Consider the following 26,309-nt stretch of genomic DNA (forward strand, 5'->3'; position numbering starts at 1 on the left):
TTACAATACAAAAAAGTAGCAGTTAACTGGCTGAAATTTAAGAATATATTTAGAAACAAAAAACGGCAGTGGCATTCACGCAGACTATCAAAGTCTCTGAATGCCCCCTGCCGTTTCGTATACAACCAAGCGGATATTACTCGCTGGTTAATAATTTCTTCATACTTTCCCGGAACTTCTGCCCTTCTTTCAGGTTACGCAGGCCGTACTGCACAAAAGCTTGCATATAGCCGATTTTCTTACCGCAGTCGTAGCTGTCGCCGGTCATCAGCATCGCATCTACAGACTGCTTCTTCGCCATTTCCGCGATAGCATCTGTCAACTGAATACGATCCCAGGCGCCTGGCTCGGTTTTTTCCAGTTCTGCCCAGATCTCAGCATTCAGGACGTAACGGCCCACGGCCATCAGATCGGAATCGAGGGTCTGCGGCTGATCCGGTTTCTCGATAAACTCAACGATGCGGCTGACTTTACCTTCGGAATCGAGCGGCTCTTTGGTCTGAATAACGGAGTATTCGGACAGATCGCCGTGCATGCGCTTCGCGAGTACCTGGCTGCGGCCAGTTTCGTTGAAACGCGCTACCATTGCCGCAAGGTTATAACGCAGCGGATCGGCTGTGGCGTTATCCAGAATAATGTCCGGCAGCACAACCACAAACGGGTTATCACCCACAACCGGACGTGCACACAGAATAGAGTGACCCAGACCCAGCGGTTGCGCCTGGCGTACGTTCATAATAGTGACGCCTGGCGGGCAGATCGATTGCACTTCCGCCAGCAGCTGACGCTTAACGCGCTGCTCCAGAAGGGCTTCAAGTTCGTAGGAGGTGTCGAAGTGGTTTTCTACCGCATTCTTTGAGGAATGGGTGACCAGAACGATTTCTTTGATCCCTGCAGCAACAATCTCGTCGACGATGTACTGAATCATCGGCTTGTCAACGATCGGCAGCATCTCTTTAGGAATGGCTTTTGTGGCCGGGAGCAAATGCATGCCCAGACCCGCTACCGGAATGACCGCTTTCAAATTAATCATGTTTCTTCCACCTTAAAAATGGTTGCCGAATTATAGCTCTTAAAGCTGTTTTCGCCAGCACGATTTGCTACAACGCTTAAATGGATAGTACGCAGCTATTGCGCATATTACAGTAGTAGCAATCCGAATCGCCCGGCATTAATTCCAGGAATCTTCGCAAAGTGCCGTTGGCAAGATATTCAGCGCTTCGGTAGCGCAAAATTCAACCGTTCCGCCTTCACCGTATGCTGATCAATGCGGTCAATATCGACCGAACTTTGACCGTTCTCATTAACCGCTTTAATGTTCGCCAGTGACAGCAGCGTCTCGTCCTTGGCCATAAACTTACCGCGTACATCTTTGCGCAGATCAAAATTCAGCGCCAGCGCGGGCCCGAGGCTCGCATCCTGCATCACCTTGATATTGCGCATAAAAAGATGCTGAGGCTTATTATGCAGTTCCAGAGAGGCGCGCTTCAATTCCAGATTGGTAATCGACACAAACGAGGTCGCATTGCCGGAGGAGATCTGGATCCCGCGTAATTTCCGCGTGAGATTTTGGTTATCCAGATGCATATCGTTGAGGCGGAAATTCTGCGGTATCGACAGGTAATTCCCTTTGATCACGCCGTAGCCAATTAACATCCCCGCGCTGTCGGTCATCTCCACATTATCGATAACAAAGTTATCACAGCCATATATCGCTACCGTTGCGTTATCGATCCCCGCTTTTTTGCTGAAATCCGGGGTGATATTTCGCGCTTTCACATTACGAATAATGAAGTGTTTACCGTTCTCGACATGCACCAGCTGGCGGCAATTGCTGCCGGTGATATTGGCCACCACAAAGTTCTTTACCGCCTGGTCTTCCGGGTAAGTGTTGTCATAGGTACTCCCCGCCAGACCGATGCCGATTCCCCAGTTAATTTTGCCGTTGGTGCAGTCGATATGATCGATAACATGGTCTGAGATCAGGATATTGCGGTCGTTAATCGCCACGTTCCACTCAATGGCGTCGCCCTGTAGATAGCTAAAATTGCAGTTAGTGATGGTGACGCCATCCATCTGGGTATGAAATCCCTGGCGCAAAATCGCATAGTTGGCTTTCGTGACGGTGAGCCTGTCGATCAGCAGGTTACGCATGACTTTCGGTTTTTTGCCGCCGATGTAGATCTGGGTCACCGGACCATAGCCGCTCATCGCCAGGCCCTGGATCACGCAGTCGGAGCCGCGTACGTCCAGCGTGATATTTTCACTGCGCCCCCCTCCTTCACCGATAACCTTGCAGCCATCCTGCAGCACCAGCCGCCCTCTTCCGTTACCGGTCAGCGCGCCACGAATGCGCAGCGTTTTGCCTTCGGGGATGAAAATGGCGGTATTAATGTTGTCGCAGGTCAACCCGGCCGGTACCACCACCGTGTCGCCTTCGCTAAAAGCCTGCTTAAAGGCCGCGATCCAGTCACGACGGTTATACTGGCGAATGTCCACCGTACCGCCCGCCGTCGCGGCCCGCACGCCCACCATAGGGGCTGCCGCCAGCACGCTGCAGGTGGTGACAAATGCGCGGCGTGTCATTTCTTTCGGCATACAGCCTCCGTTTAAAGCGTTTGCAGCAGAGTGGCTAACTGCCGGTTGATCAGCTGTTGATTGAAATCGGTCTCCACCTTGCGGCGCGCGTTGTGCACCACTGGCGAGAGCGCTTCGTGCGCGATGTCGCCAAAGGCCGCCAGCCGATCGGCCAGCGCCTCAGCGTTATTCTCGGCCACCAGCCAGCCGGAACGATCGGTTTCAATCAGCTCCGGGATACCGCTGTGCAGCGTGGAGACCACCGGGATCCCCACCGCCATCGCCTCCATCAGCGCCACCGGAATGCCTTCCATATCGCCATCCGCGCCGGTAATCGACGGCAGCAAAAACACGTCCGCTTCATCGAGCATGGCCTTCACTTCGTGGCTGGGCTTAAACCCCGGCATCTCAACGCAGGATTCTAACTGGTACTGTTCGATCAGGGTGCGCAGCCGGCGCTCCCAGGGGCCAATCCCGAGAATGCGATAGTGGAAATCCACCCCGCGCGCTTTCAGCTGACGGCAGGCTTCAATCGCCACGTGCAACCCCTTTTTCTCGGTCAGACGCGCCACAGAAATGATCTGTAGCGGCTTGCCCGGCACTTTAACTGCGCGCGGGGAAAAACGCTGCATGTCCACGCCCATCCGCGATACGGCGATCTTCTCCGGCGGGCAGCCCATCGTTTGCAGGCGTCCGGCCCACAGGTCGCTGATCGGCAGCATCATGTCGCCGCGCTGGAACAGCTGCTGATATTCAGGGGTGTAATGGTTCAGCACTTCACGGCTGGAGATATCGATCCCGTGAAACACCGTCGCGATTTTGCCCTCGATAACGCCCAACTCGCGCAGCTTGGCTGCGGTGACCCCTGCCGGGCCAAAGTGGGCGATAAACACGTCCGCCCGCCAGGTCTGCGCCGTTTGGCCGCAGATAGAAGAGAGGATCAGGTTGCGCGACTCGGCGCCATAGCGGGAGACATTCAGTGCCCGCCAGGTACCCGGCCGGTGCAGCCCGCGCAAGGTCTGGCGGGCACGATAGCGCAGCTTTGCCAACTTGCCCTGGGGTTCATCCTGAAGCCAGCGGGTTTTACTGGCCAGATCGTACTGGGTCCAGGCCGCGTGGGTATTTTGGGTATCGCCCTTTTGCAGGGCAATAATCTCCACGTCATAACCCATATCAATAAATGCGGTGATCTGGTTCAGAACAAAGGTTTCGGAAGAGAGCGGAAATTTCAGTAAGAAGAAACCAACCTTCATTTATCCCCCCCGACCCGATCCAGCACCGATTTCACCATCCGGATACCGTTCTCACGCTCGGCTTTCACCGCCACCGCCAGCCGTTCGTTAATGGCAGGCAGTTGTCCCAGGGTATCGGCCACCGTGGCGCTCAGCGAGCCATCCAGCAGATGACGGATATCCACCGCCATTTCCGGCATGCCCAACTGCTGCATGATCCCGGCAGATTTGTGCTCGTAGTTGATGGCGATCGCCGGGGTGCCAAAGTTCATTGAGATAATCGCTGAATGCAGTCGCGTGCCCACCGTCAGCTCGCAAGCGCCCAGCAGTTTGCCCATCTCCAGATCGTTAAGTTCATCCATCACCACGTGGTAGCGAGAGGGATCGCTGACGTGCTCGCGCAGGTTCAGCGCCACCATCCGGTCATCTTTGTTGTAGCTGTCGATCCCGGTACAGGTTGAGAGCGCCAGCACCTGATAGCCGCTCGCCAGCACCCGGTTGACCACCTCGGCAAAGGCTTTTTCATACGCGGCCTGGGTGGTGCCCAGCCGCTTATCAAACGGTGCCAGTTCGCGCAGGGTGATGGCGACGGTTTTCTGCTGCGCCGCGACGTTCAGCCAGTGCTGCACCGCATAGCTCGGGGTAAAACTGGCATCCTGATGATCGACCAGCCAGGCGGTGTCGACCCCCTGCTCCACTTTACGGGTGTCGATTTCGCTGCGCTGCATCAGGTTCAGGCTCACCGATTCACGCAGGATCAGCGCATCACAGTGGCCAAAAACATGGTTCGCCAGCTGGTTAAACTGCGGATCCTGGAACGGCCCGACGCTGTGCCCGACCATAAACAGCGGTTTCTTCGCCATAAAGGTGCATAGCGCGTGCTCAAACTGCGGCACGCCGTACAGGTCGACAAAGAACGACCCGCCGACCTGAATAATGGCGTCATAGCCGGAGAGCAAACGGACAAAATCGGTAAAGCCCTGGGCGATGGCGATATTGCGCAGCTTGCCGGTGTCGGTCACCCTGGAGAGCAGAACCTGGTGCTGATAGCGACGGCGCAGCACTTTTTTGACCCGCCCCACCACGCCCGCAGCGCTATTGTGCTGTTTCATCTGGCTGTACAGCGGATCGCCCATCACCGGACGGTTCAGCAGCCAGGAGGAGCTCACCGGGTAGCGGCTCATCACATCGACCTCGGTCTCAGGCGCAAGGGTGTGGATCGCATCCAGTAAGCCGCGCAGGATCGCACTGTCACCGCGGTTGCCGCAGGTATGGTTGCCCAGAATCAATAATTTCATCATGACCTCTTAAAATTAGCCTGCGCGAAGCAGTGTTTTCATCTTCTCGCCGCGACAAAACTGGCGCTTCATCTCCACCACCAGCGCATTGCGTGACAGCACAATCATCACCGCAAAAGCCAGCACCCCGGCCGCTACCTGCACGGCAAGCAGCGCCGCCAGCGGCAAATGGCCGTTAAGCACCACGCCCAGGGCGTAGCTCAGCACAAGCGTGGGTAAGGAGAGGTAAAACGGCAGCCACAGGCTCAAAATGTACTGGCGATAGCTGGAACCCAGCACCGGTTTAATCATCACGAAGTAGCTCAACACGGTGTTGATCACCTGCACCAGCAGGAAGCCCAGCGTCACCCCCATCGCGCCCGCCATCAGGCCGCCGATGACGATCGCCGGAATAAACAGAAAGGTTTTAAAGACGTTGAATTTGAAGCTGATATCAACCCGGGCTTTCGCCATCAGCAGCGAGCCAATCGGGTTGCCGACCGAGCGCAGCAGCCCCACCACACACAGCAGCTGCAGGACCGGGACAATACTGACCCACTTCTCACCAAACACCAGCGGCACCAGGTTGCCGGAAACCACCATCAGCCCCAGCAGCGTCGGGAAGTTAATAATCCCCACCACCGACAGCAGCTTGTAGAAGTTGACCCGCAGCTTTTCGGTATCGTCCTGAATTTTGGCGAACGCCGGGAACAGCACCCGGGTAATAATCGGGTTAAGTTTCATCGGCGGCACCACCGCCACGTTCCAGGCCAGGTTAAAGCCACCGGCCACGCTGGCGCCGAGCATACGCGCCAGCACCAGCGTCGAGAGGTTGGTATTCACATAATTGATGATACTGTCGGCGGTCAGCCACGCGCCAAAGCGCAGGTTGGAGGCCACCGACGCCAGCGAGAAGTGCAAGCCTGGACGGTAAATCTTGCGGCCAAAGTAGCCGAACAGCAGGGTGCGCACCGCGCTGTTGACCAGATAGCCCAGGATTGCGGTCATTGCCAGCGGCCAGAAGTGGGCGCTCACCACGGTAAACGTAAATCCAGCCAGCACCGAGGTGGTTTCAATTATGCCGATTTTGCTGAACTCCAGCTCCTTCTGCATCAGGGCGCGGAACTGCTGTCCGTGGGGGATCACGATAAAGGCAAATGACAGGGCCCGCATCAGCGGTGCCAGTTCCGGATTATTCAGCGCATCAGCAATTGCATCGCTCAGCAGGTACAGCGCCACACACACCACCACCCCGAGGCCGACGTTCAGCCAGTAGAGGGTGGTCAGTTCCAGCTGGCTGATCTCTTTGCGCTGAATAATCGAGTTGGCAATGCCAAAGTCCGACAGGGTATCGGCGAGGGCGATAATCACCAGCGAAATGGTCAGGAGACCAAACTGGTGGCTGTCGATAATCCGCGCCAGCACGGTCATCTGCGCCAGGCCAAGACCGATGATGATCACCGTGGCAATCGCCGACCACTTGGCACCGCTGAGGGTTTTTTCACGTAAGCTCATGTTAGTACGCCGCTTTGTTGACAAAGCCCTTAAAGACGGTCAGAAAAACGATTTTGATATCGAACCAGACGCTCCACTCGCGGATGTACTCCAGGTCGAACTCAACGCGTTTTTCCATTTTTTCGAGGGTGTCGGTCTCGCCGCGCCAGCCGTTGATCTGCGCCCAGCCGGTAATGCCCGGTTTCACTTTGTGGCGCAGCATGTAGCCTTCAATCAGGGCTCGGTACTGCTCGTTATGCGCCACCGCGTGCGGACGCGGGCCAACAATCGACATTCCCCCGGTCAGTACGTTGATAAACTGCGGCAGTTCGTCGAGAGAGGTGCGGCGCAGGAAGTTACCCACTCGGGTAACGCGGGGATCGTTTTGCGTCGCCTGAGTCACCACCTGGGCATTTTCCATTACCTTCATCGAGCGGAATTTCCACACCATGATCGGCTTACCGTCCATGCCGTAGCGGGTCTGGCGAAAAATCACCGGCCCTTTAGAGGTGAGCTTCACCGCCAGCGCAATGGCGCACAGCACCGGCGAAATCAGCAGCAGGATCAGAGACGACAGGATGATGTCCTCGACGCGCTTCAGTACCCGGTTGATACCGGACAGCGGCGTGTCGTACAGCGGCACCACCGGAACGCCATTCACCTCTTCAATACGCGAGTGCAGAATGTTAAAAGTGAAGACATCAGGAATGAGGATCACCGAGCAGGTGGTATCCGCCAGTTTGCGCATCAGGGTTCTGATGCGGGCTTCGTCACTCATCGGCATGGCGATATAGACGTTGTGGATCTTTCCGGCTTTCGCGTCATCAACCAGCTGCGAATAGTTACCGGCCCACTCAGCAGGCACACCGCCGGGTTGCGCGTCGTGATACACCCCGACCACATCAAACCCCAGCCACGGCTCTTTGCGAAAGCTGTCCAGTAGCGTCAGCCCCACCGGCAAACTGCCCGCCACCGCCACCCGGCGAGTATTGTAACCCCGGTTACGCAGCCAGCCCGCGCCGTAGCGGATCAGCGACCGGCACACCACCATCCCGACGCTGGTCAGCAGATACCAGGCAAAATAGGTGGCAAAGCGGTTATCAAAGTCGTTATTAAAGGCCACCAGCCCGAAGCTAAACACCAGGCTTAAGGTCCAGTTTTGCAGCAGCAGCTGCAGCTCGGTGGCAATCTTGACGCCACGCCACGAACGGTAGAAATCGGTCATGCCGCCGATCATCTGGAAGACCACCAGCGCAATCAGCCCCATCAGCAGATGCATATAGAGGAAGGGCAGCCCGCTGAGTTTACACACCATCCACAATCCGCCGAACATGATGGTGATATCAGAAAAACGCTGCACCATAGAGATTAACGATGCATTCGTTTTGGCTCGCTCGCGCTTTTTTAGATTTGTCATCGTTGTTCCTGTTTCAGGGTCTCCCCTCCCGTCGGGAGAGGAGAAAGGATTACTGATTCAACAGCGCCATAATGTCCTGCGTTCGCGCCTGCATTAGCGCGGTATCCGCACGGGATTCCACGTTCAGGCGCACCACCGGCTCGGTGTTGGATGAGCGCAGATTGAAGCGCCACTGTGGGAACGCCATGCTGATACCGTCGGTGCGATCGATTTCCAGCGCGTGCAGGGCAAAGTGGTGCTCGACGCGGGCAATCGCCTCGGCGGGCGCGGCCAGCGTGCTGTTGATCTCCCCGCTGGCCGGGAAGGCCGCCATCCGGTCACGCACCAGTTCACCCAATGACTGGCCCTTCTGGCACAGCAGCTCGGTGACCAGCAGCCACGGGATCATCCCGCTGTCGCAGTAGGCAAAATCACGGAAATAGTGATGGGCGCTCATCTCGCCGCCGTAGATGGCGTCTTCAGCGCGCATCCGCTCTTTGATAAACGCATGCCCGGTTTTCGACATCACCGGCGTACCACCCGCAGCAGCGACCACATCCACCGTGTTCCAGGCCAGGCGTGGGTCGTGGATGATCCGTGAGCCAGGGTGTTTTTCGAGGAACGCTTCTGCCAGCAGGCCGACAATGTAGTAACCCTCGATAAACTGCCCTTTCTCGTCGAACAGGAAGCAGCGGTCGAAATCACCGTCAAAGGCAATGCCCATATCGGCACCGTGTTCGATCACCGCATTACGCGTATCGGCACGACACTCCGGCAGCAGCGGATTCGGAATACCGTTCGGGAAGGTGCCATCGGGGGTGTTGTGTACCTTGATAAAGGTCACTGGCAGGTTGAGCGCCTTAAAGCGGGCCTCCAGCGCATCCACCACCGGGCCTGCCGCGCCATTACCGGAGTTAATCACCAGTTTGAGCGGCGTGAGGTTGGCTGGATTGATGTAGCCCAGCAGGTGGTCAATGTACGCCTGCTGCAGGTTGATCTGTTGATAGCTGCCGCGTTTCGCTGCGTCGACCGGCGGGAAGTCGTTCGCTTCCGCCAGACGCTGCACGTCGCGCAGGCCGGTATCGCCGCTGATCGGCCGCGCGCCTTCGCGCACCAGCTTCATGCCGTTGTAATCCATTGGATTATGGCTGGCCGTCACTTCGATTCCGCCGTCCACGCCAAGGTGGAAAGTGGCGAAGTAGATCTCTTCGGTGCCGGAAAGACCGATGTCCAGCACGTCGACGCCGGCATCCTGCAGCCCTTTCGCCAGCGCCAGCTTTAAGGCTTCACTTGTCAGGCGCACGTCGCCACCCAGCACGATGGTTTTCGGCTTTAGATATTCGCCGTACGCGCGGCCAATGCGCCACGCGATATCTTCATTCAGCTCTTCGCCCAGCTTGCCGCGAATGTCATAGGCTTTAAAACAGGTTAATTTTTGCATCATTACCCCTTTTTCAGGCAACAGTTGGCCCTCTCCCGGCAGGAGATATTTTTTATAAATTCAAGAACCATTAGATTTCGCGTTGCAGGAAGGCGGCGACGTTGTGTATCCCCGGTCGCTTAGTTAACTAAGTGACCGGGGCGCGCAACGGAAGCCAACGCATCTGCAACGTGAAAGATGATGGTTAGCGCTATACCCGGCCGTAGCGGTCTTCGAAGCGGACTATATCGTCCTCTTCCAGATACGAGCCGGAGCGCACTTCAATCAGATCGAGAGGGATTTTCCCCGGGTTTTCCAGGCAGTGAGTGGCACCCAGCGGGATGTAGATCGATTCGTTTTCACCCAGCAGCGTCACCACGTCGTCGATGGTGACTTTGGCGGTACCCGCCACTACCACCCAGTGTTCGGCCCGGTGATGGTGCATCTGCACCGACAGTCCCTCGCCCGGCTTCACGGTAATGCGCTTCACCTGGTAGCGTTCGCCTTCGTCGATAGAGTCATATTTGCCCCACGGACGGTAAACTTCCCGGTGAATGTGGTGCTCATGGCGGCCTTCGGCCTTGATTTGCTCAACGATTTTTTTGACGTCCTGCACCGCGTTGCGATCGGCGATCAGCACCGCGTCTTTGGTCTGCACCACCACCAGATCCTTTACCCCAACGGTGGTCACCAGCCCCGATTCGGCGTACACGTAGCTGTTTTCCGTTTTATGGCTGATCACATCCCCGTGATGGACGTTGCCTTCCGGCGTCTGGGCGCTGATTTCCCACAGGGAAGACCAGGAGCCGACGTCGCTCCAGCCCGCGTCCATCGGTACCACCACCGCATCGGCAGTGCGCTCCATTACCGCGTAATCCACCGACTCTTCCGGGCAGGCGAGGAAGGACTGTTCATCAACGCGGATAAAGTCCAGATCCGGGTCGACGGTCGCCATCGCCTTTTCGCAGGCGGTCAGAATGTCCGGGCGATACTTTTGCAGCTCTTCCAGATAGCGTCCGGCGCGGAACAGGAACATACCGCTGTTCCAGTAATACTCCCCGCTGCCAACGTAGGCCTGCGCGGTTTCAAGATTCGGTTTTTCGACAAACTGCGCCACGTCAAAGGCGATGTTGTCGCCCTCGCCCGGGGTCACTTCACCGCGACGAATGTAGCCGTAGCCGGTTTCCGGCATATCCGGCACGATGCCAAAGGTCACCAGTTTGCCGCTTTCGGCATACGGGATCGCTGCACGTACCGCCTCGCGGAAGGTATCTTCCTGCTGAATAACGTGGTCAGCGGCCAGCACCAGCATCAGCGGATCGCAATCCGGGCTGCTGCGTTGGGCCGCCAGCGCCGCGAGGGCAATCGCCGGGGCGGTGTTGCGCCCGGCAGGCTCCAGAATGATGTTTTCGGTCAGTTTGTTCAGCTGACGCAGCTGCTCGGCGACGATAAAGCGGTGCTGCTCATTGCAGATCACCACCGGGCTTTCGCACAGCACACCGTTCAGGCGAGAGACCGTGGTCTGCAGCATCGTGAGTTCCCCTTTCAGGCAGAGGAACTGTTTTGGATAAAGCACGCGGGACAGCGGCCATAAACGGCTACCGGAGCCACCCGCCATCACTACCGGGTACAACGTATTTTGACTCATGACTTATTCCCGTATATCTGCAATAAACTGGCTCAGCACGTTCTCTTTCTCGAGCGTGCGTTCGGCGTACTCACGCGCCACGGCGTTTTGCGCGGGCATCGTGAGGGCATGTTCTATACCGGCGACCAGCGCGGGTACCGATTCCGGCTCCACGCATACCGCGATCCCCGGCAGGTCGCTACACAGCTGGCCCAGCTCGGTGTGGGCTTCAGCAGTGATCACCGCATTACCGCCCACCGCCAGAATGTTGGTCAGCTTGGAGGGCAATACCGCATCCGCCGCGCCGCGCTTTTGCACCACCAGATGGCAGTCGGCCATCTTCAGCAGCGCCGGTAAGGCGTCGTAAGACTGCAGCGGGAAAAACTGAATGTTGTGCAGGCCGCACTCGCGGGCCATTTTTTCCAGCCGCGCTTTGCCGCCGCCCTGGCCGACAATCACAAACTGCCAGGGCTTATCACGGAGCTGTGCGGCGGCTTCAATCACGTTCTCCAGGCCCTGCTTCTCGCCGATGTTGCCGGAGTAGAGAATGATTTTTTGCGCGTCGGTAAGCCCCAACTGCGCGCGCAGCACTGCCGCATCGGCAGGCGTGACGTCGCGAAAACGCGCCACTTCGGACCAGTTGGGGAAGAAGATCACTTTTTCCGCCGCCACGCCCTTCTCCTGCGCTTTGTTCATCATCGAGCGCGAGATGGTCGAAACGTAGTCGACGTTGTGCAGGCCGCTGCGCTCAAAGGCGCTGGCCAGTTTCGCCACCTTGCCGCCCTTGCCTTTGCCCGCCATCCCCAGTCCGAGCATGGCGTCCACTTCATAATCCTGAATATGCAGCAGGGTGCGCGCGCCGGTGAGCTTGCCCAGCAGGCGCATGCCTGGGGTGCAAAACAGCGTCGGCACCACGCCGATAATGCGATCGGGCTTCCAGCGGCGCTGGGCCATCAGCGGGAAGAAGCTGCTCAGGGCAAAGCTGCCCAGGTGGATCAGCCGTTTCAGCGTTGAAGGTTGCTTTGGCACGTACAGCGGGCAGCGCCAGACGGTGGCGGCCCCCTGCTCACGGCGATAGCGCCAGCTGGAGTAACGCTCACCCACTTTCCACTCGGGGTAGTAAGGTGGGGCGGTAATGACCCGCACCTCATGACCCTGGCTCGCCATCCACTCCACCATTTCGCCGGTGTACTTACCGATCCCGGTTAACTCCGGCGAGTAGTTGATGCCGTAAATTAGGATTTTCATAATCCCGGCACCCCAGTCTGATCCAGGAAATAGGCCCGGCTGTTATCGTGAACGTGGTCGCTGGCAAGCAACGCCTCAGGCGTCAGCCAGCGGTACGCGTCGTGCTGGGCATCGGGCAGGTGCAGGTCTGCCTGATTGACCCGCAGGCGATACCCGAGCACCACGTAGTGGGTGGAGAAATCGCTGCCGGAGAAGTTGTCGTCATAGAAGTGCTGCCAGACGCCGTAAAACTGGCCCGCAGCCATTGGCAAGCGCAGCCCCAGCTCCGCCAGCGTCAGGCGTTCAAACGCCGCTTCCAGCGTCTCGTCTTTCTGCACCCGTCCGCCGGGGACGAACCAGTAGCCCTGCGCCGGACGGTTGGTGCGCTGCCCGAACAGGCACTCGCCGCGTTCATTCTCCACAATCAAATCGATGGAGATAAGCGGCGTGGCGCGTACTACCGTGGCAAAATCTTCCTGACTTAAAAACATGTCTACCCCCGGTAGCGGTGCTGATTTTCGAGGAACCACTGCCAGGTGCTGGCCAGACCCTGTTCAAGGGAGACCTCGTGGAACCAGCCCAGCTGATGCAGACGGGTTACGTCCAGCAGCTTGCGCGGCGTGCCGTCGGGCTTGCTGGCATCGAACACCACCCGGCCGCGATACCCCACTACCTTGGCGATAGTCTGGGCCAGCTCGCGGATCGTGCAGTCCACCCCGGTGCCGACGTTGATGTGCGACAGCATCGGCTGGGTGTTCTCCTGCCACACCTCGCGGGCCAGCTCCATCACGTGAATGCTGGCGGCAGCCATATCGTCGACGTGCAGGAACTCGCGCATCGGCGTGCCGCTGCCCCACACCACCACATCCGGCGCGTTGTTGAGGGTCGCTTCATGGAACCGGCGCAGCAGCGCCGGGATCACATGGGAGTTGCTTGGGTGGAAATTATCAAACGGCCCGTACAGGTTAGTCGGCATCACCGAGCGATAATCCCGGCCATACTGGCGGTTATAGGATTCGCACAGTTTGATGCCGGCGATTTTGGCAATCGCATACGGCTCGTTGGTCTCTTCCAGCGTGCCCTGCAGCAGTTCGCTCTCAGCGATTGGCTGTTTCGCCAGCTTCGGGTAGATGCAGGAGGATCCGAGGAACAACAGCTTATTCACGTTGTGCAGATGCGCGGCGTGAATGATGTTGCTCTCGATCATCATGTTTTCGTAGATGAAATCTGCCGGGTAGGTATTGTTGGCGACAATACCGCCCACTTTTGCCGCCGCCAGATACACCTGATCGATGCGCTGTTCAGCGAAAAAAGCCTGTACCGCGCTGGCATCCAGCAGGTTCAGTTCGTCGCGGGTGCACAGCACCAGCTCGGCGTCACCGCGGGCCTGGAGCTGGCGAACAATCGCCGACCCCACCATCCCGCGATGCCCGGCGACAAAAATACGTTGTTTGCTCATTCTCAGGACTCCAGCGCGATGGCAACCTCGTAGCCGTGGGACTTGAGCAGGGAATGCTTTTTGGCTGCTTCAAGATCGTTGGCAACCATCTCGGATACCATCTGCTGCAGGGTGATCTCCGGTTTCCAGCCCAGCTTTTCGTGCGCTTTGGTCGGATCGCCGAGCAGGGTTTCTACTTCTGCAGGACGGAAGTAGCGCGGGTCGACTTCGATAATCACATCACCCGGCTTCACGCCCGGTGCATCGTGACCGGTGACCGACACCACAATGCCTTTTTCGTCCACGCCGGTGCCTTCAAAACGCAGTTTGATGCCCAGCTGCGCGGCGGCCATCTCGACAAACTGACGCACGGAGTACTGCACGCCGGTGGCGATAACGAAGTCGTCCGGGGTCTCCTGCTGCAGCATCATCCACTGCATCTTCACGTAGTCTTTGGCATGGCCCCAGTCGCGCAGGGAATCCATGTTGCCGAGGTGCAGTTTCTTCTCCAGACCCTGGGCGATGTTGGCGATCGCACGGGTGATTTTGCGGGTCACGAAGGTTTCGCCACGGCGCGGGGATTCGTGGTTAAACAGAATGCCGTTGCAAGCGTACATACCGTAGGATTCACGGTAGTTAACGGTGATCCAGTAGGCGTACAGTTTGGCGACCGCATACGGCGAGCGCGGGTAGAATGGGGTGGTCTCTTTCTGCGGCGTTTCCTGCACCAGACCGTACAGCTCTGACGTCGATGCCTGATAGAAACGGGTTTTCTTCTCCAGACCGAGGAAGCGGATTGCCTCCAGCAGACGCAGGGTACCCATCGCATCCACATCGGCGGTGTATTCCGGCGATTCGAAGGAGACCGCAACGTGGCTCATGGCGCCCAGGTTGTAGACCTCATCCGGCTGCACTTCCTGCAGAATACGGGTCAGGTTGGAGCTGTCGGTCAGATCGCCATAGTGCAGGTGGAATTTCGGGTTTGCTGCGTGTGGATCCTGATAGATATGATCCACGCGCTCGGTATTGAAGGAAGAGGCACGACGTTTGATTCCGTGCACTTCATAGCCTTTTTCCAGCAGGAGTTCCGCCAGGTAAGAACCATCCTGTCCGGTTACGCCGGTGATGAGAGCGACTTTAGACATGTTTATTTTCTCCAGACTTATCGAAGTTATTCAGTTTCAACGCGTTCGCGTATCACCACTGCGGGATTGCCACGGCAAAGCGTATTTGCCGGTAGCGATTTAAAAACACTGCTGCGCGCACCGATAACGGTACCCTCGCCAATTGCGACGCCGGGGGCAACAAATACATCCGTTGCCAGCCAGCATTTTTCGCCAATTACGATCGGCTGCGCATTAATATCAAAATGTTGACTCATATAATCGTGGCTGCCGGTGCAGAGGTAGCATTTCTGCGACACCACCGCATTGGCACCAATCGTAATCTCACCCAGCGTATACAGCACCGCGTCATCGCCCACCCAGGCGTAATCACCAAGGGTTAATTTCCACGGATAGGTAATTTTGACTGACGGTCGTATTACTGCGTTTTTTCCTATTTTTGCGCCAAACAGACGTAATAAAAAAGCGCGCCAGCGATAGGCTATTTGCGGCGACCAGGCGAATAACGTTGCCTGCACCGCCCACCAGATTTGAACTTTAATCCCACCTGCCCCGCGAAATCCTTTCGGTACCGCGAAGCCGTTTAATTCCTGCATCGTCTTTCCTTATATTCAGACTTTGTTATATAAGGTTTTCGTTTTGCCTGTCGTTCTCAGACGTAATAAATAAGACAATTCCGCCCAGAAGCCCGGCACGCGTAATATTTCACGCTGCACTTTTTTTGCATCCTGGCACAATTCAAGATTATTCGAGGTTGACACCCCGCCCATTGAGAATTCGGACACCAGTCCGTCAATGCGCTTAAACGGATAACCGGCTTTATACAGCCTGGCCGCCAGGGCGTAATCCGATGACACTTTATATTGCAGGTCGTACGGCCACGCTTTTAAACCGCTAACCGGGAAGAAAATCGCCTGATGGCTGGCCGGCAGGCTGTGATAAATATACCAACCGGGTTTGGCGGCGCGGCGGACTTTATTCCCGTCGCCAAAATCGAGCAGCGCATCGCCAATGTACATGGCGTTATCCGGCTTTCTGGCGAGCTGGCGAACCGTCTGTGCCACGTCGTCGTGAAAGATATCACCGGAGTTAAGGAAGATGGCGTAGCGCCCCTGCGCCATCGCCACCCCTTTGTTCATTGCATCGTAAATGCCGCGGTCTTTCTCGCTGACGTAGCGTAAGTTGAACTCACCGTTCAGTTTTTCGAGAAACTCAGCGGTGCCGTCGTCAGAGCCGCCATCGACCACAATCCATTCAAAACGGAGGCTGGGATCGCGTGCCAGATTGCGCAGTGACCGCCAGGTATTGACCACTCCTTCGTAGTTACGAAAGGCAACCGTAATGACGCTAAGTAACATAAACCACCTCGTTATGAATGCGTAATATTCAGCGCCTTGCGCAAAATAAACGGGCATACGATTAAAAATGCATATTCCGGGCTAAATATTGAGCCGGTAAAAAACAGTGACACCGGCGTAAAAAGATAAAGCTGCACGCGAAAATTCTGATTATCGCCAAAGGCACTAATGGTCATTTTAAATACTTTCGTCAGATACCAGCCGGTTAATAACACCGCAAACCACGAGAAATAAATAATCAGCAGATACAGGCCATTGTCTATTGTTTTCCCGACGTCCGCACCGTTAAAGATTCCGAATGATGCAACATATTCATAAAGTGAGCCGAATCTGACTACGCCATCAATATGGGTCAAGGAATAACCGACCATCACTAACGGACCAATTATACGATAATACGATGACGATCCTTCCGTACCCAAATCACCCAGACGTTCGGATATATACGGGAACGCAAACACTATCCCTACCAAAAATACGGATAATGAAATAATTGCCAGCGGTAACTTTTTCTTGATGGCCTCTTTATTGAGATACTGAAACGCCCACTCCAGAAGGTAAAACAGAATAAAGGTCATTACCCCGGAGAACGAACCTGACAGCACTATGCCTGCGAGAATCATACCATCGGTTTTGGGGGTTTTGATACCAAACTGTTTGATGCTGAGCCAAATTGAGATTAACGCCAGAGCGAAGAACGCCGGTTCAAAATAGAGCGCCGTGGTACGCTTGCCACCAAACTTAATAAAGTTCAGAACATAGCTATTACTGTAAATAAGATATTTCGAAATTATTTCCATCAGGCTACTGCCGCCGGTCAAAATAATTTGCGCCATCTCCAGTGCGGCCAGGGTGACAATTATTCCGACGACAAGATAAAAGAACCTGAGGATCTTCCGATAATTGTGCGGCGAGATGGTTTTAAAGCGAATACTCCACACCATGCCAATAATGATCACGATATAGACAAACAGCATCGTCGAGGTGACGTACTTGCTGGCATCCAGCGACTGACCAAAGATGTAGTTAAAGGCGGTCAGCCCAACGCCGAGCCCCAGCGCAATCATCAGCTTCTTGACGCTTATCTTGTCGACAAACAGCAGCAATAACAGCGGCAGGAAGGTGACGATGGTGATGGGGAAGCTTTCGCCGAGCTGGGCGATTTTGACGTTGACCAGCAGATAGATGAGCGGCAGCAGCAGATAGCTACAGACTCTGATAGAACGAGACATACTCCTCCAGCATCTGTTGTCCACTGTAGGCCTGGCGGCTGCGGGCGCAGAAGGCTTCAAGCGTCGTGCCAAAAACCGCCTGCGCGATGTCGGCTTTCGCCTGCTGCACCAGCGGCAGCACCTCGCTTTCCGCAAAGGTTTTTCCGCCCGACTTTTCCAGCACTTCCCGCGCGGCATCGCTGTGGGTGGCGATCACCGGCACACCAATCGACAGCGCTTCGCATAAAATCAGCGGATAGTTATCCACCCTCGAGCTGAACACCAGCGCGTCCATCCCGTTGAGGGCGCTCATCAGTTTGCGCTTATCGGTTTCGAAGCCGTGATTGACCACGTTCGCCCCCTCAAACGGCGAGAACTTGCCGAAGGTATGCAGCTCAATCTTGTCGCCGAGCGCCATCATCTGGCGCACCAGCTGCTGATTGGTTTTGCCGTCGTAGCGCAGGTCGTGCGCCACCACTGCAATTTTCGGTTTACCCGGCGTGACGGCAACCGGGGTCAGTTCTGCCAGAATTTCTTCCGTCGCCACGTCGATGCCGTTGTTGATAATTCGACAGCGCCCTGCCCCGTACAGGCTGTTAAACGCGTCGGCCACGTGCTGGCTGGGGGAGATAAACTGACACCCGAGCGCCAGCATCTGGCGAAACAGCGCCCGCTTACCGGCCACCAGCTGGTGGGCGCGGTCCACTTTCACCGGCGGATAGTTGCCGAGCGTCGGGCATTTCTGGCAATTGTTTTTCCAGCCTTCGCAGCCGTCGGTAAAGGCGCAGCGCCCGGTGACGCTCCAGTGATCGTGCAGGGTCCAGACGAACGTGGTGTCCGGCTTATGGGCGTTCACCTTTTCGCAAAACGCCACCACCTCTTCAAGCCGCAGCCAGTAGCTGTGCAGGACATGAAAGTGCAGCACCACCGGGCCCGACGTGCGGGTGACGGTGCGGTACAGACCGTTAAGGTTGCCGAACAGATCGCGGTTAAACAGGCGAAACAAGGCAATGTTGGCCACCGAGGTCAGGCGCGGCGTGTGTTTCTCCACCTGCGGGTAACGATCGTGGCTGACGCTTTTTTTGCCGCCCTTGCCGTAGCCGTAGACAAAGCGCGACGCCAGCCCCTGCTGCAGCGCACGCTGGTGCAGATCCAGCGCCACGCCTGCTGCCCCGCCTTCCGCGAGGCGCACGTTAAATTGCAGAATGTTCATTTGATCACCTTCACCCGGGCCTTTTCCCCCACCACCAGCGCATTGTCCGGTACGCTGTCGAGCACCACGCTGCCTGCGCCAATCGTGACGTTATTGCCAATGGTGATATCGCCCAGCATCACCACGTTAGCGCCCAGCTCGACGTTATTGCCGATCTGCGGGCAGGCCAGGCTGTTGGCGCCGCGATTGCCGAGGGTCACCGCATGGCGGATGACAAAATCATCCCCGGCGACCACGAATTTGTTGATCACCACGGCATAGCCGTGGTGAATGGTGAAGCGCCGTCCAATGGTAGCGGCGGCCTGGATTTCGTAGCCGAAAAAGCACTCGGTGATGATGCGGTACAGCACCAGTACCGGGGCCGCCCACAGATTGTTGAGCACGTTTTTTTTGCGCCACACCGAGCAGAAGTGGGCGATGCGGTAGCTCAGAACCATGCAACACGGGCGCAGGCTCCAGCTGTTGGCACGACAATCTTCCAGCAGCATTATTTCCCCCGCAGTCCGTCAGCCAGACGTTTACCGTTTCGCACTGAAAGCAGCGTTAACAAGGTGCGCCAGTTCATCCGCTTGTTGCGGATTTGATACAGCGTAAACAGCTGATACTTGCGGCTGGCACGGTCAAACTTGTCTTTATGTTTGCGATAAAAATGGAAGTAGCCGGAAAACTTCTTCGGCGAAGAGGTGATCTGCATCTCGCCGTGGTTGATGTGCAGGATCTGCGTTGCCTCGTCCACTTTCCACGGCTCGCCGTTCTCCATCACCATCCGCAGGAAAATGTCGTAATCCTGGGCGGCCTTCAGTTCGGTATCGAACAGGCTCTCTTTAAAGCGCCATGCCCAGCTGAACACCTGGTTGCCAATGATGTTGCGCTTGTAGAACAGACGGCGCGAGTAAGGCGACTTGGGGTACAGCGGCAGGCTGGCGGGCTGGGAATAGACTTCGCCCTCGCAGACATAGTCGTTGGCATACAGGAACGCGTGGGTCACCAGCTGGTGCTGATTCGCGAGGAAAATCGACAGTCGGTTCGGCGTCCACTCGTCGTCGTCGTCAATGCCGGTCAGATACTGGCCGCTGGCCTGCATGATGGCCTGATTGCGCACCGCACAGGCCCCGGAATTGATCGGGTTGTGGGTGTATTTAACGCGCGGATCGTTCAGCCCCTCGACGAACTGCTGCAGTTGCTCATACGAGGCCGAGCAGTCGTCAACGATGATCAATTCCCAGTGGTCGTAGTCCTGGCGCAAAACCGATTTTATCGCGCGGATCGCCAGCTGCTGACGGTTCCATGTCGGCATATAAATAGAAATCAAAGGACGTGTTGTCATGGTGTTCCCCGAATGGCTCATTACTTGCTGTCCGATTTGTATTCGTACTCGTAATACCCGTAGTCCTGATACCCGCTGGCGCGGCGGAAGATGGAGTTGAGGATCACCCCTTTCACCGCGATGCCGTTTTGTTCAAAGCGGCTCAGGCTGGTTTCCACCTCTTTCAGGGTGTTGACCGCATAGCGCGCCACCATCAGGGTGGTGCCGGCGTGGCGACCGACAATCGCCGCGTCGGTAACGGCCAGAATTGGCGGGGTATCGATCAGCACCAGGTCGTAGTGTTTACTCGCCCACTCCACCAGCTGGCTGAAACGCTCGCTCATCAGCAGCTCCGACGGGTTCGGCGGCACCTGGCCACGCGACACGAGGTCGAAATTGGTGATCGAGGTCGGTTTGGCGCACTGGCTGATGTCACCTTTACCGAGCAGGATGTCCGACAGACCGTTAACGTTATTGGTGCCGAGCAGTTCGTGGGTATAGCCCTTACGCATATCGCAGTCGATCAGCAGCACCCGCTTTTGGGTCTGGCTGACCACCGCCGCCAGGTTGGCGCAGACAAAGGTCTTACCAATTGACGGGCTGACCCCGGTCAGCATCAGGACGTTGTTGTTGGCCTGCATCATCGCGAAGTGCAGGCTGGTGCGCAGGCTACGAATGGCTTCGATGGCCAGATCCGTCGGGTTACCCACCGCCAGCAGCTGGCTCTGCTTGTAGCGCTTCACGCCATGGACGGTTTTGACGCTATCGCGCGACTTCTGCCATTCGGATAACGGGATGCTGGCGTAGACGTTGATCCCGTGCTCTTCCAGCACCTGCGGGCTTTCGATTCCCCGGTTAAACAGCGAACGCAGCAGCACGCCGACGATGGAGAGCATCAGGCCAAGAATAATGCTGCCCAGGATAATCAGCGCTTTCTTCGGCTTCAGCACGCCGGGCTGGGTGATGGCCGGGTCGACGATACGCACGTCGCCCACGGTGCTGGCTTCGGTGATCTTCAGCTCCTGCTGTTTGTTCAGCAGCTGCATATAGACCTGCTGACCGGACTCCACGTCGCGGGTCAGACGCACAATTTCCTGCTGGGTTTTTGGCATCGCGGTGACGCGGCCATTGAGCTTCGACTTCTCGTCTTCGAGGGTCTGGCGTTTTTCCAGCAGGGTGCGGTACGCCGGGTGACGTTTGGTGTAAAGCTTGGAGATCTCGGCTTCTTTAAAGGTCAGCTCGTTCAGCTGGGCGTCGATATTAACCATCGAATCCAGCACTGACTTGGCTTCCAGCGGCAGGTCGACAGAGTCTTTGTCCTGGCGATAGGCGTTAAGCTTGTTCTCTGCTTCATCCAGGTGGGCACGGACTTCCGGAAGCTGCTTCGCGAGGAAGGCGAGGCTTTTTGACGCCTCTTCCGACTTGCGCTGCACGTTCTGCTCGAGGTAGTTGCGGGTAATGCTGTTGAGGATGGCGCGGATCCGGTCTTTATCCTCCCCGGTGAAGTTCATGCTCAGCACCCCGGTGTCCTTGCCGTTTTCGGTGACCGTCAGGTTGCCTTGCAGATTGTTGATCATCCCCAGCATCGAGAATTTACTGACCGTAAACTCGCTGCCCGTCCCGGCCTGAATAGCGCTGACCATCATGCTGACGCCGTCTTTCTCCAGCATCGTCCCGACCTCGCCTTTGGCGCTAAAGCCGGCATCGCTGGTGAGTTGATACTGCTTAGGCCCCAGCACCTCGAGGGTGAAGATCTGCCCCCCTGCCCCAGCGGGTAGGGTGAAGGTGGTCACTTTCACCGTGTCGTTCGCCCGGCCCATCAGTCGATCCCAGCCAGCACCAAACACCGGGAAGCTGTTTTTGCTGACGCCGATATCCAGATCCAGCTCGTCCACCGTTTTACCCAGCACCAGACGGGACTGGATCAGCTGAATTTCTGCCTGTGAAGCCGGTGGCTTGTTCGACAGCGCGGAACCAATGTCCTGCACCAATGAATTACCGCTGTTTTGTTCAATCTGTACCAGCGCATCGGCGCTGTAGATCGGGGTAGCAAAGAGGGTGTAAATCACTGCCGCGGCGGCAAATACCGCGGTGATCCCCAGTACCCACCAGCGCGCCTCTACGACGGTCCCGACCAGGCGACCAATATCAATTTCATCGCTGCCCGTAGAGGAGGCGGCAGAAGGTTTTACGTTTGCTGTCATTGTTATCCCTGCTGAACGTTCAGTGCCTGCGCCCACTGGCGAGCAGACTGGTCGAGTAAGGTGTAAACCGCCTCAAACGCTTCACGGCTTTTGCGATACGGATCGGGGATCTCGCGCTCATTGTCCCAGTGACCAAACAGCATCACCTTGCCGCGCATTTCCGGTGCGATGTCGCACAGGGCATGAATGTGGCGTTTTTCCATCGTGAGGATCAGGTCATAGTCCCGACACAGGCGGGCAGAAACCTGACGAGCACAGTGCCCGTCCAGCGAAAGCTGATTGTCTGCCGCCACGCGGCTGGCCTGGGCATCAGCCCCTTTGCCGACCAACGCCCCGAGCCCGGCCGACGCCACGGTCAGCCTCGGTTGATACTGCTGCAACAGCCGCTCAGCCGTAGGGGAACGGCAGATGTTCCCCACGCATACCACCAGAATTTTGTTAAACATCGCGGATCACCAGGTATGGACGTCGCGTGCCGTGTCCGTCATGTAGCGGACGCCATTGATGGTTGGCAGCAACTGGTTAATCAGGCGGTTCCAGCGAGAAACCGGTGCGGTGGTGACATACACCACGTCATACGGCTGGAGGCGGAATTCGGTCGCCATCACCAGCGAAGTGGCATCGGACATATCCAGCTGGTAGATGTTGGCAATCTTGCCTTTCGCACTGCCCTCGCCTTTCAGCGGACGGATCACGAAGATACCGCTGGCGTTGGAGGTGTTCATATCCAGCCCTTCCGCCGTGCCCAGCGCTTCGGTCAGCGTCATGCCGCTGAAGTCCATCTTGAGGGTGCTCTGTTTTTTCACTTCACCCATCACGAACACTTTCAGATCGTCATTGCGTGGGACAAACAGGATGTCGCCCGGATAGAGCAGTCGGTTCTGGCTCAGATCGCCGTTCTGCATCAGCGCCTGCAGCGAGATGCGCTGCTCTTTGCCTTCATGGGTCAGCACCACGTTGCGCCAGTCCGCCGTATCGGTCAGACCGCCCGCGGCGTTGACGGCGTCAAGCACGGTCAGCGGCACGTTGGTGATAGGTTGCTGGCCGGATTTATTCACCTGGCCGGAAACGTAGGCTTTTTGCGAGCGGAAGGCGGCGATGTTCACGTCCACCTGCGGATCGGCGATGTACTGCGCCAGACGCCCGGTGATATCACTGCGGATTTCGGAGAGGCTTTTGCCGACGACGCGCACTTTGCCGACGTAGGGATAGAACATGGTGCCGTCCGGCTGCACCCAGTTACCGGCATCGCTGGAGCTACGATATTGACCGGCGGGGGTGGTCAACTCGGGGTGATCCCAGACGGTGACGTTAATCACATCACCCGGCCCGACGCGGTACTGATAGGCAGCAATCTCCTGGTCGAGGCTGACGTTTGGCTGCGCCACATTCGGGCGCGGGCGTAATTGTTCGACCAGTCGAGGGGTCAGGGGATAAACATTCACCATGCGGTCAATATCGAAATCAGCGTCCTGCTGTTTAATCACATCCTTGCCCATCGTCGACATATTGCTGCCGGGTAAGATCGTGCAACCACTCATCAAGGTCACAGACACCAATAATGGCATCAATTTCAGTTTGGATTTCATCATTGATTATTTATCACTTTGGCAGAGTAATTACCCTGTACAATTAAATAAGCGAGGTGCGGGATTACTTTTAGCATGCAGTTAATAAAACAGAAATATAACTGGTATCAGTCCTAAAAGCGTTTAATGCACCACCAGGCTATTGACAGAATAATCGAGGCTGATTAACACGCCTTCAGGCACGCTACCGCCCTTGGCTTTCAGTTACCAATCCACTGCATAAACAGTAAGTTATGGATAAACACCCTCATTGGCATGGCTTAATGAAAAAATATGTCAGGCAGGATAAATCCGAACCTAATATTATTTTTCAGGCGATTAAACCGACACAAAAAATAGCAGCAAGATACAGAGGTATGTGATGCTGGAAGAATTGTTGCAGCTAACGGAATAGCAGGCAAGGAAACATCCGCAAGGAAATGCCTTTTAAGATTAATATTAACGGTATCATTCCCATGCTTTTAGGAATTACTTTATATTGACATTATTAAAGGGATAAATTCAGCATGCGATATTTCTTATTTTAACGTATTCCAGACAATTTACGCTATTAACGCACAGAGTGCAGGGAGAATAACTGTCGTTTTTTCCGCCAGACAGTCGCGAGAAATTGCCGACCGGGTTGCATTTTCTCGCCCTGGTATCCATGATCGGAATGTGACAATTGTCATCTCACATGAGGTATTACTCCCACTATGGAATGGATAGCAGATCCATCAATATGGGCCGGTCTGGTGACCCTGGTGTTGCTGGAACTTGTGCTCGGTATCGATAACCTGGTCTTTATTGCCATTCTCGCCGAAAAACTGCCTCCCGCGCAGCGCGACCGCGCCCGTATCACCGGCCTGCTGCTGGCGATGGTGATGCGCCTGCTGCTGCTGGCCTCTATCTCCTGGCTGGTGACGCTCACCCGCCCGCTGTTTACGGTGTACCACCACGGCTTTAGCGCCCGGGATCTGATCATGCTCTTCGGCGGGCTGTTCCTTATTTTCAAGGCCACGGTCGAACTCAACGAAAGGCTGGAAGGGAAAGACAGCGACAATCCCACCCAGCGGCGCGGTGCCAGATTCTGGCCAGTGGTGGCGCAGATCGTGGTGCTGGATGCCGTCTTCTCACTGGATTCGGTGATCACCGCTGTAGGGATGGTCGACCATCTGCCGGTAATGATGGCCGCGGTGATTATCGCCATTATCCTGATGCTGATGGCCAGCAAGGCGTTGACGCGCTTTGTGAATAACCACCCGACGATTGTGATCCTCTGTCTGAGCTTCCTGCTGATGATTGGCTTCAGCCTGGTGGCCGACGGGTTTGGCTTCCATATTCCGAAAGGGTATCTGTACGCCGCAATTGGCTTCTCGGTCATTATTGAGGCGCTGAACCAGCTGGCGATCTTCAACCGCCGTCGGTTCCTGTGGGCTAACCAGACGCTGCGCCAGCGTACGGCAGAAACAGTCGTACGCCTGCTGAGCGGCCGAAAAGAGGATGCTGAACTGGACGCGCAGTCGTCCTCGCTGCTGGCGGATCACGATAACAACCCGATCTTTGATCCGCAGGAGCGGCGGATGATTGAGCGAGTATTGAACCTCAATCAGCGTTCCGTTAGCAGCATCATGACCTCGCGCCATGATATCGAGCATATCGACCTGAATGCGCCGGAGATGAGTATTCGCGCCCTGCTGGAGAAGAACCAGCACACCCGCATCGTGGTGACTGGCGGCGAACAGGAAGAGGAGCTGTTGGGGGTGGTGCATGTTATCGACCTGCTCAATCAACAGCTGCACGGCGAGGCGCTGAACCTGCGCGCGCTGATACGCCAGCCGCTGGTCTTCCCGGAAGGATTGCCGTTGCTGCAGGCGCTGGAACAGTTCCGCAATGCCCGTACCCACTTCGCCTTTGTGGTGGATGAGTTTGGTTCTGTGGAAGGGCTGGTGACACTCAGCGACGTGATGGAGACCATCGCCGGGAATCTGCCTAACGAAGTGGAAGAGCTCGACGCCCGGCATGATATTCAGAAGAACGCCGACGGCAGCTGGACCGCCAACGGCCATATGCCGCTGGAGGATCTGGTGCAGTACGTGCCGCTGCCGCTGGACGAGAAGCGCGAATACCACACGATAGCCGGTCTGCTGATGGAGAATCTACAGCGTATTCCGCAGCCAGGAGAAGAAGTTCAGGTGGGGGATTATGCGTTGAAAACGCTGGAGGTGGAGAACCACCGGGTGCAGAAGGTGCAGCTGATCCCGCTAAGCATCGATGAGGATGGGGATTACGAGCTGTAAGTTATAGTTTTCTAACGCCATAACACTCTGACAAGAGAATAAACAGGTTACAGCGGCACCCTGGTCCGGCTGAAAATCGCCGAAGCGTTTCCGTAAGGCCGGGGCGAGGCGCAGGGACGCGCCGAGAGGGCATAGCCTGCATGGATGCAGGCTGGTGCCCGACCCGAAAGCCTGGAGGAATAAGCTGAGGGAACCGCGCAGCGACGATTTTCTTGCCGGTAGCCCGGGTTGCCAGGGCGGCGGCGATTGAGCCGCCATGGCACGTTCACCGGTTCGGTGATTTCAGAGTAGCAAGGAACGTAAAGTGAACGGAACCTCCACCAGAGCATCATGTTCC

22 protein-coding genes are annotated in these 26,309 nt (G+C 56.5%); 1 reads left to right on the top strand and 21 read right to left on the bottom strand.

What is annotated here, in order from left to right; all coding sequences use genetic code 11:
- Nucleotides 1–136 precede the first annotated feature (136 nt).
- The 21 genes from galF to M8013_RS15675 form a co-directional block, all read right to left on the bottom strand.
- On the bottom strand, nt 137–1,033 hold the full coding sequence (gene galF, locus M8013_RS15575) for a GalU regulator GalF (RefSeq protein ID WP_271268701.1): 897 nt from the start codon (nt 1,031–1,033) through the stop codon (nt 137–139).
- 179 nt (nt 1,034–1,212) lie between these two features.
- The gene (gene wcaM / locus M8013_RS15580; RefSeq protein ID WP_271268702.1) at nt 1,213–2,598 is read right to left on the bottom strand and encodes a colanic acid biosynthesis protein WcaM; all 1,386 of its coding nucleotides are present in this window, start codon (nt 2,596–2,598) and stop codon (nt 1,213–1,215) included.
- A gap of 11 nt (nt 2,599–2,609) precedes the next feature.
- The gene (gene wcaL, locus M8013_RS15585; RefSeq protein ID WP_271268703.1) at nt 2,610–3,830 is read right to left on the bottom strand and encodes a colanic acid biosynthesis glycosyltransferase WcaL; all 1,221 of its coding nucleotides are present in this window, start codon (nt 3,828–3,830) and stop codon (nt 2,610–2,612) included.
- Complete coding sequence (wcaK, locus tag M8013_RS15590) at nt 3,827–5,107, bottom strand: colanic acid biosynthesis pyruvyl transferase WcaK (RefSeq protein WP_271269099.1); 1,281 nt, start codon at nt 5,105–5,107, stop codon at nt 3,827–3,829. The genes wcaL and wcaK overlap by 4 nt, the downstream gene beginning before the upstream one ends.
- 15 nt (nt 5,108–5,122) lie before the next feature.
- A complete protein-coding gene (wzxC, locus tag M8013_RS15595; RefSeq protein ID WP_271268704.1) occupies nt 5,123–6,601 on the bottom strand; it encodes a colanic acid undecaprenyl disphosphate flippase WzxC in 1,479 nt (492 codons plus the stop codon).
- 1 nt (nt 6,602) lies between these two features.
- Nucleotides 6,603–7,997, bottom strand: a complete 1,395-nt coding sequence (gene wcaJ, locus M8013_RS15600; RefSeq protein ID WP_271268705.1) for an undecaprenyl-phosphate glucose phosphotransferase — start codon at nt 7,995–7,997, stop codon at nt 6,603–6,605.
- A 49-nt stretch (nt 7,998–8,046) separates the two neighbouring features.
- Nucleotides 8,047–9,417, bottom strand: a complete 1,371-nt coding sequence (cpsG, locus tag M8013_RS15605) for a colanic acid biosynthesis phosphomannomutase CpsG (protein ID WP_271269100.1) — start codon at nt 9,415–9,417, stop codon at nt 8,047–8,049.
- A 190-nt stretch (nt 9,418–9,607) separates the two neighbouring features.
- A complete protein-coding gene (gene cpsB / locus M8013_RS15610) occupies nt 9,608–11,044 on the bottom strand; it encodes a mannose-1-phosphate guanyltransferase (RefSeq protein ID WP_271268706.1) in 1,437 nt (478 codons plus the stop codon).
- Nucleotides 11,045–11,047: 3 nt separating this feature from the next.
- Nucleotides 11,048–12,271 carry a colanic acid biosynthesis fucosyltransferase WcaI gene (gene wcaI, locus M8013_RS15615; RefSeq protein WP_271268707.1) on the bottom strand — a complete coding sequence of 408 codons (1,224 nt, stop codon included), beginning with the start codon at nt 12,269–12,271 and terminating at the stop codon, nt 11,048–11,050.
- Nucleotides 12,268–12,741, bottom strand: coding sequence for a GDP-mannose mannosyl hydrolase (locus M8013_RS15620; protein ID WP_271268708.1), 474 nt, complete (start codon nt 12,739–12,741; stop codon nt 12,268–12,270). The genes wcaI and M8013_RS15620 overlap by 4 nt, the downstream gene beginning before the upstream one ends.
- Before the next feature lie 2 nt (nt 12,742–12,743).
- The gene (fcl, locus tag M8013_RS15625; protein WP_271268709.1) at nt 12,744–13,709 is read right to left on the bottom strand and encodes a GDP-L-fucose synthase; all 966 of its coding nucleotides are present in this window, start codon (nt 13,707–13,709) and stop codon (nt 12,744–12,746) included.
- A gap of 2 nt (nt 13,710–13,711) precedes the next feature.
- The gene (gene gmd / locus M8013_RS15630) at nt 13,712–14,833 is read right to left on the bottom strand and encodes a GDP-mannose 4,6-dehydratase (RefSeq protein ID WP_271268710.1); all 1,122 of its coding nucleotides are present in this window, start codon (nt 14,831–14,833) and stop codon (nt 13,712–13,714) included.
- Between the two features lie 26 nt (nt 14,834–14,859).
- Complete coding sequence (wcaF, locus tag M8013_RS15635) at nt 14,860–15,408, bottom strand: colanic acid biosynthesis acetyltransferase WcaF (protein ID WP_271268711.1); 549 nt, start codon at nt 15,406–15,408, stop codon at nt 14,860–14,862.
- Nucleotides 15,409–15,423: 15 nt separating this feature from the next.
- Nucleotides 15,424–16,170 (bottom strand): colanic acid biosynthesis glycosyltransferase WcaE, encoded by a 747-nt coding sequence (gene wcaE / locus M8013_RS15640; protein ID WP_271268712.1) that lies wholly within the window; start codon nt 16,168–16,170, stop codon nt 15,424–15,426.
- 11 nt (nt 16,171–16,181) lie between these two features.
- Nucleotides 16,182–17,402, bottom strand: coding sequence for a colanic acid polymerase WcaD (wcaD, locus tag M8013_RS15645; protein ID WP_271268713.1), 1,221 nt, complete (start codon nt 17,400–17,402; stop codon nt 16,182–16,184).
- On the bottom strand, nt 17,377–18,594 hold the full coding sequence (gene wcaC, locus M8013_RS15650) for a colanic acid biosynthesis glycosyltransferase WcaC (protein WP_271268714.1): 1,218 nt from the start codon (nt 18,592–18,594) through the stop codon (nt 17,377–17,379). Before wcaC ends, wcaD begins: the two co-directional genes overlap by 26 nt.
- Nucleotides 18,591–19,079, bottom strand: coding sequence for a colanic acid biosynthesis acetyltransferase WcaB (gene wcaB, locus M8013_RS15655; RefSeq protein WP_271269101.1), 489 nt, complete (start codon nt 19,077–19,079; stop codon nt 18,591–18,593). The genes wcaC and wcaB overlap by 4 nt, the downstream gene beginning before the upstream one ends.
- A gap of 2 nt (nt 19,080–19,081) precedes the next feature.
- Nucleotides 19,082–19,921 (bottom strand): colanic acid biosynthesis glycosyltransferase WcaA, encoded by an 840-nt coding sequence (wcaA, locus tag M8013_RS15660; protein ID WP_271268715.1) that lies wholly within the window; start codon nt 19,919–19,921, stop codon nt 19,082–19,084.
- 20 nt (nt 19,922–19,941) lie between these two features.
- The gene (gene wzc / locus M8013_RS15665) at nt 19,942–22,104 is read right to left on the bottom strand and encodes a tyrosine-protein kinase Wzc (protein ID WP_271268716.1); all 2,163 of its coding nucleotides are present in this window, start codon (nt 22,102–22,104) and stop codon (nt 19,942–19,944) included.
- 2 nt (nt 22,105–22,106) lie between these two features.
- Nucleotides 22,107–22,550, bottom strand: a complete 444-nt coding sequence (gene wzb / locus M8013_RS15670) for a low molecular weight protein-tyrosine-phosphatase Wzb (RefSeq protein WP_271268717.1) — start codon at nt 22,548–22,550, stop codon at nt 22,107–22,109.
- Nucleotides 22,551–22,556: 6 nt separating this feature from the next.
- A complete protein-coding gene (locus M8013_RS15675; RefSeq protein ID WP_271268718.1) occupies nt 22,557–23,696 on the bottom strand; it encodes a polysaccharide export protein in 1,140 nt (379 codons plus the stop codon).
- 692 nt (nt 23,697–24,388) lie between these two features.
- Here M8013_RS15675 and M8013_RS15680 point away from each other — a divergent pair.
- Nucleotides 24,389–25,972, top strand: a complete 1,584-nt coding sequence (locus M8013_RS15680) for a TerC family protein (RefSeq protein WP_271268719.1) — start codon at nt 24,389–24,391, stop codon at nt 25,970–25,972.
- The last annotated feature ends 337 nt before the right edge of the window (nt 25,973–26,309 follow it).

The organism is Silvania confinis, from assembly GCF_025564085.1.
Classification (GTDB): Bacteria; Pseudomonadota; Gammaproteobacteria; order Enterobacterales; family Enterobacteriaceae; genus Enterobacter; species Enterobacter confinis.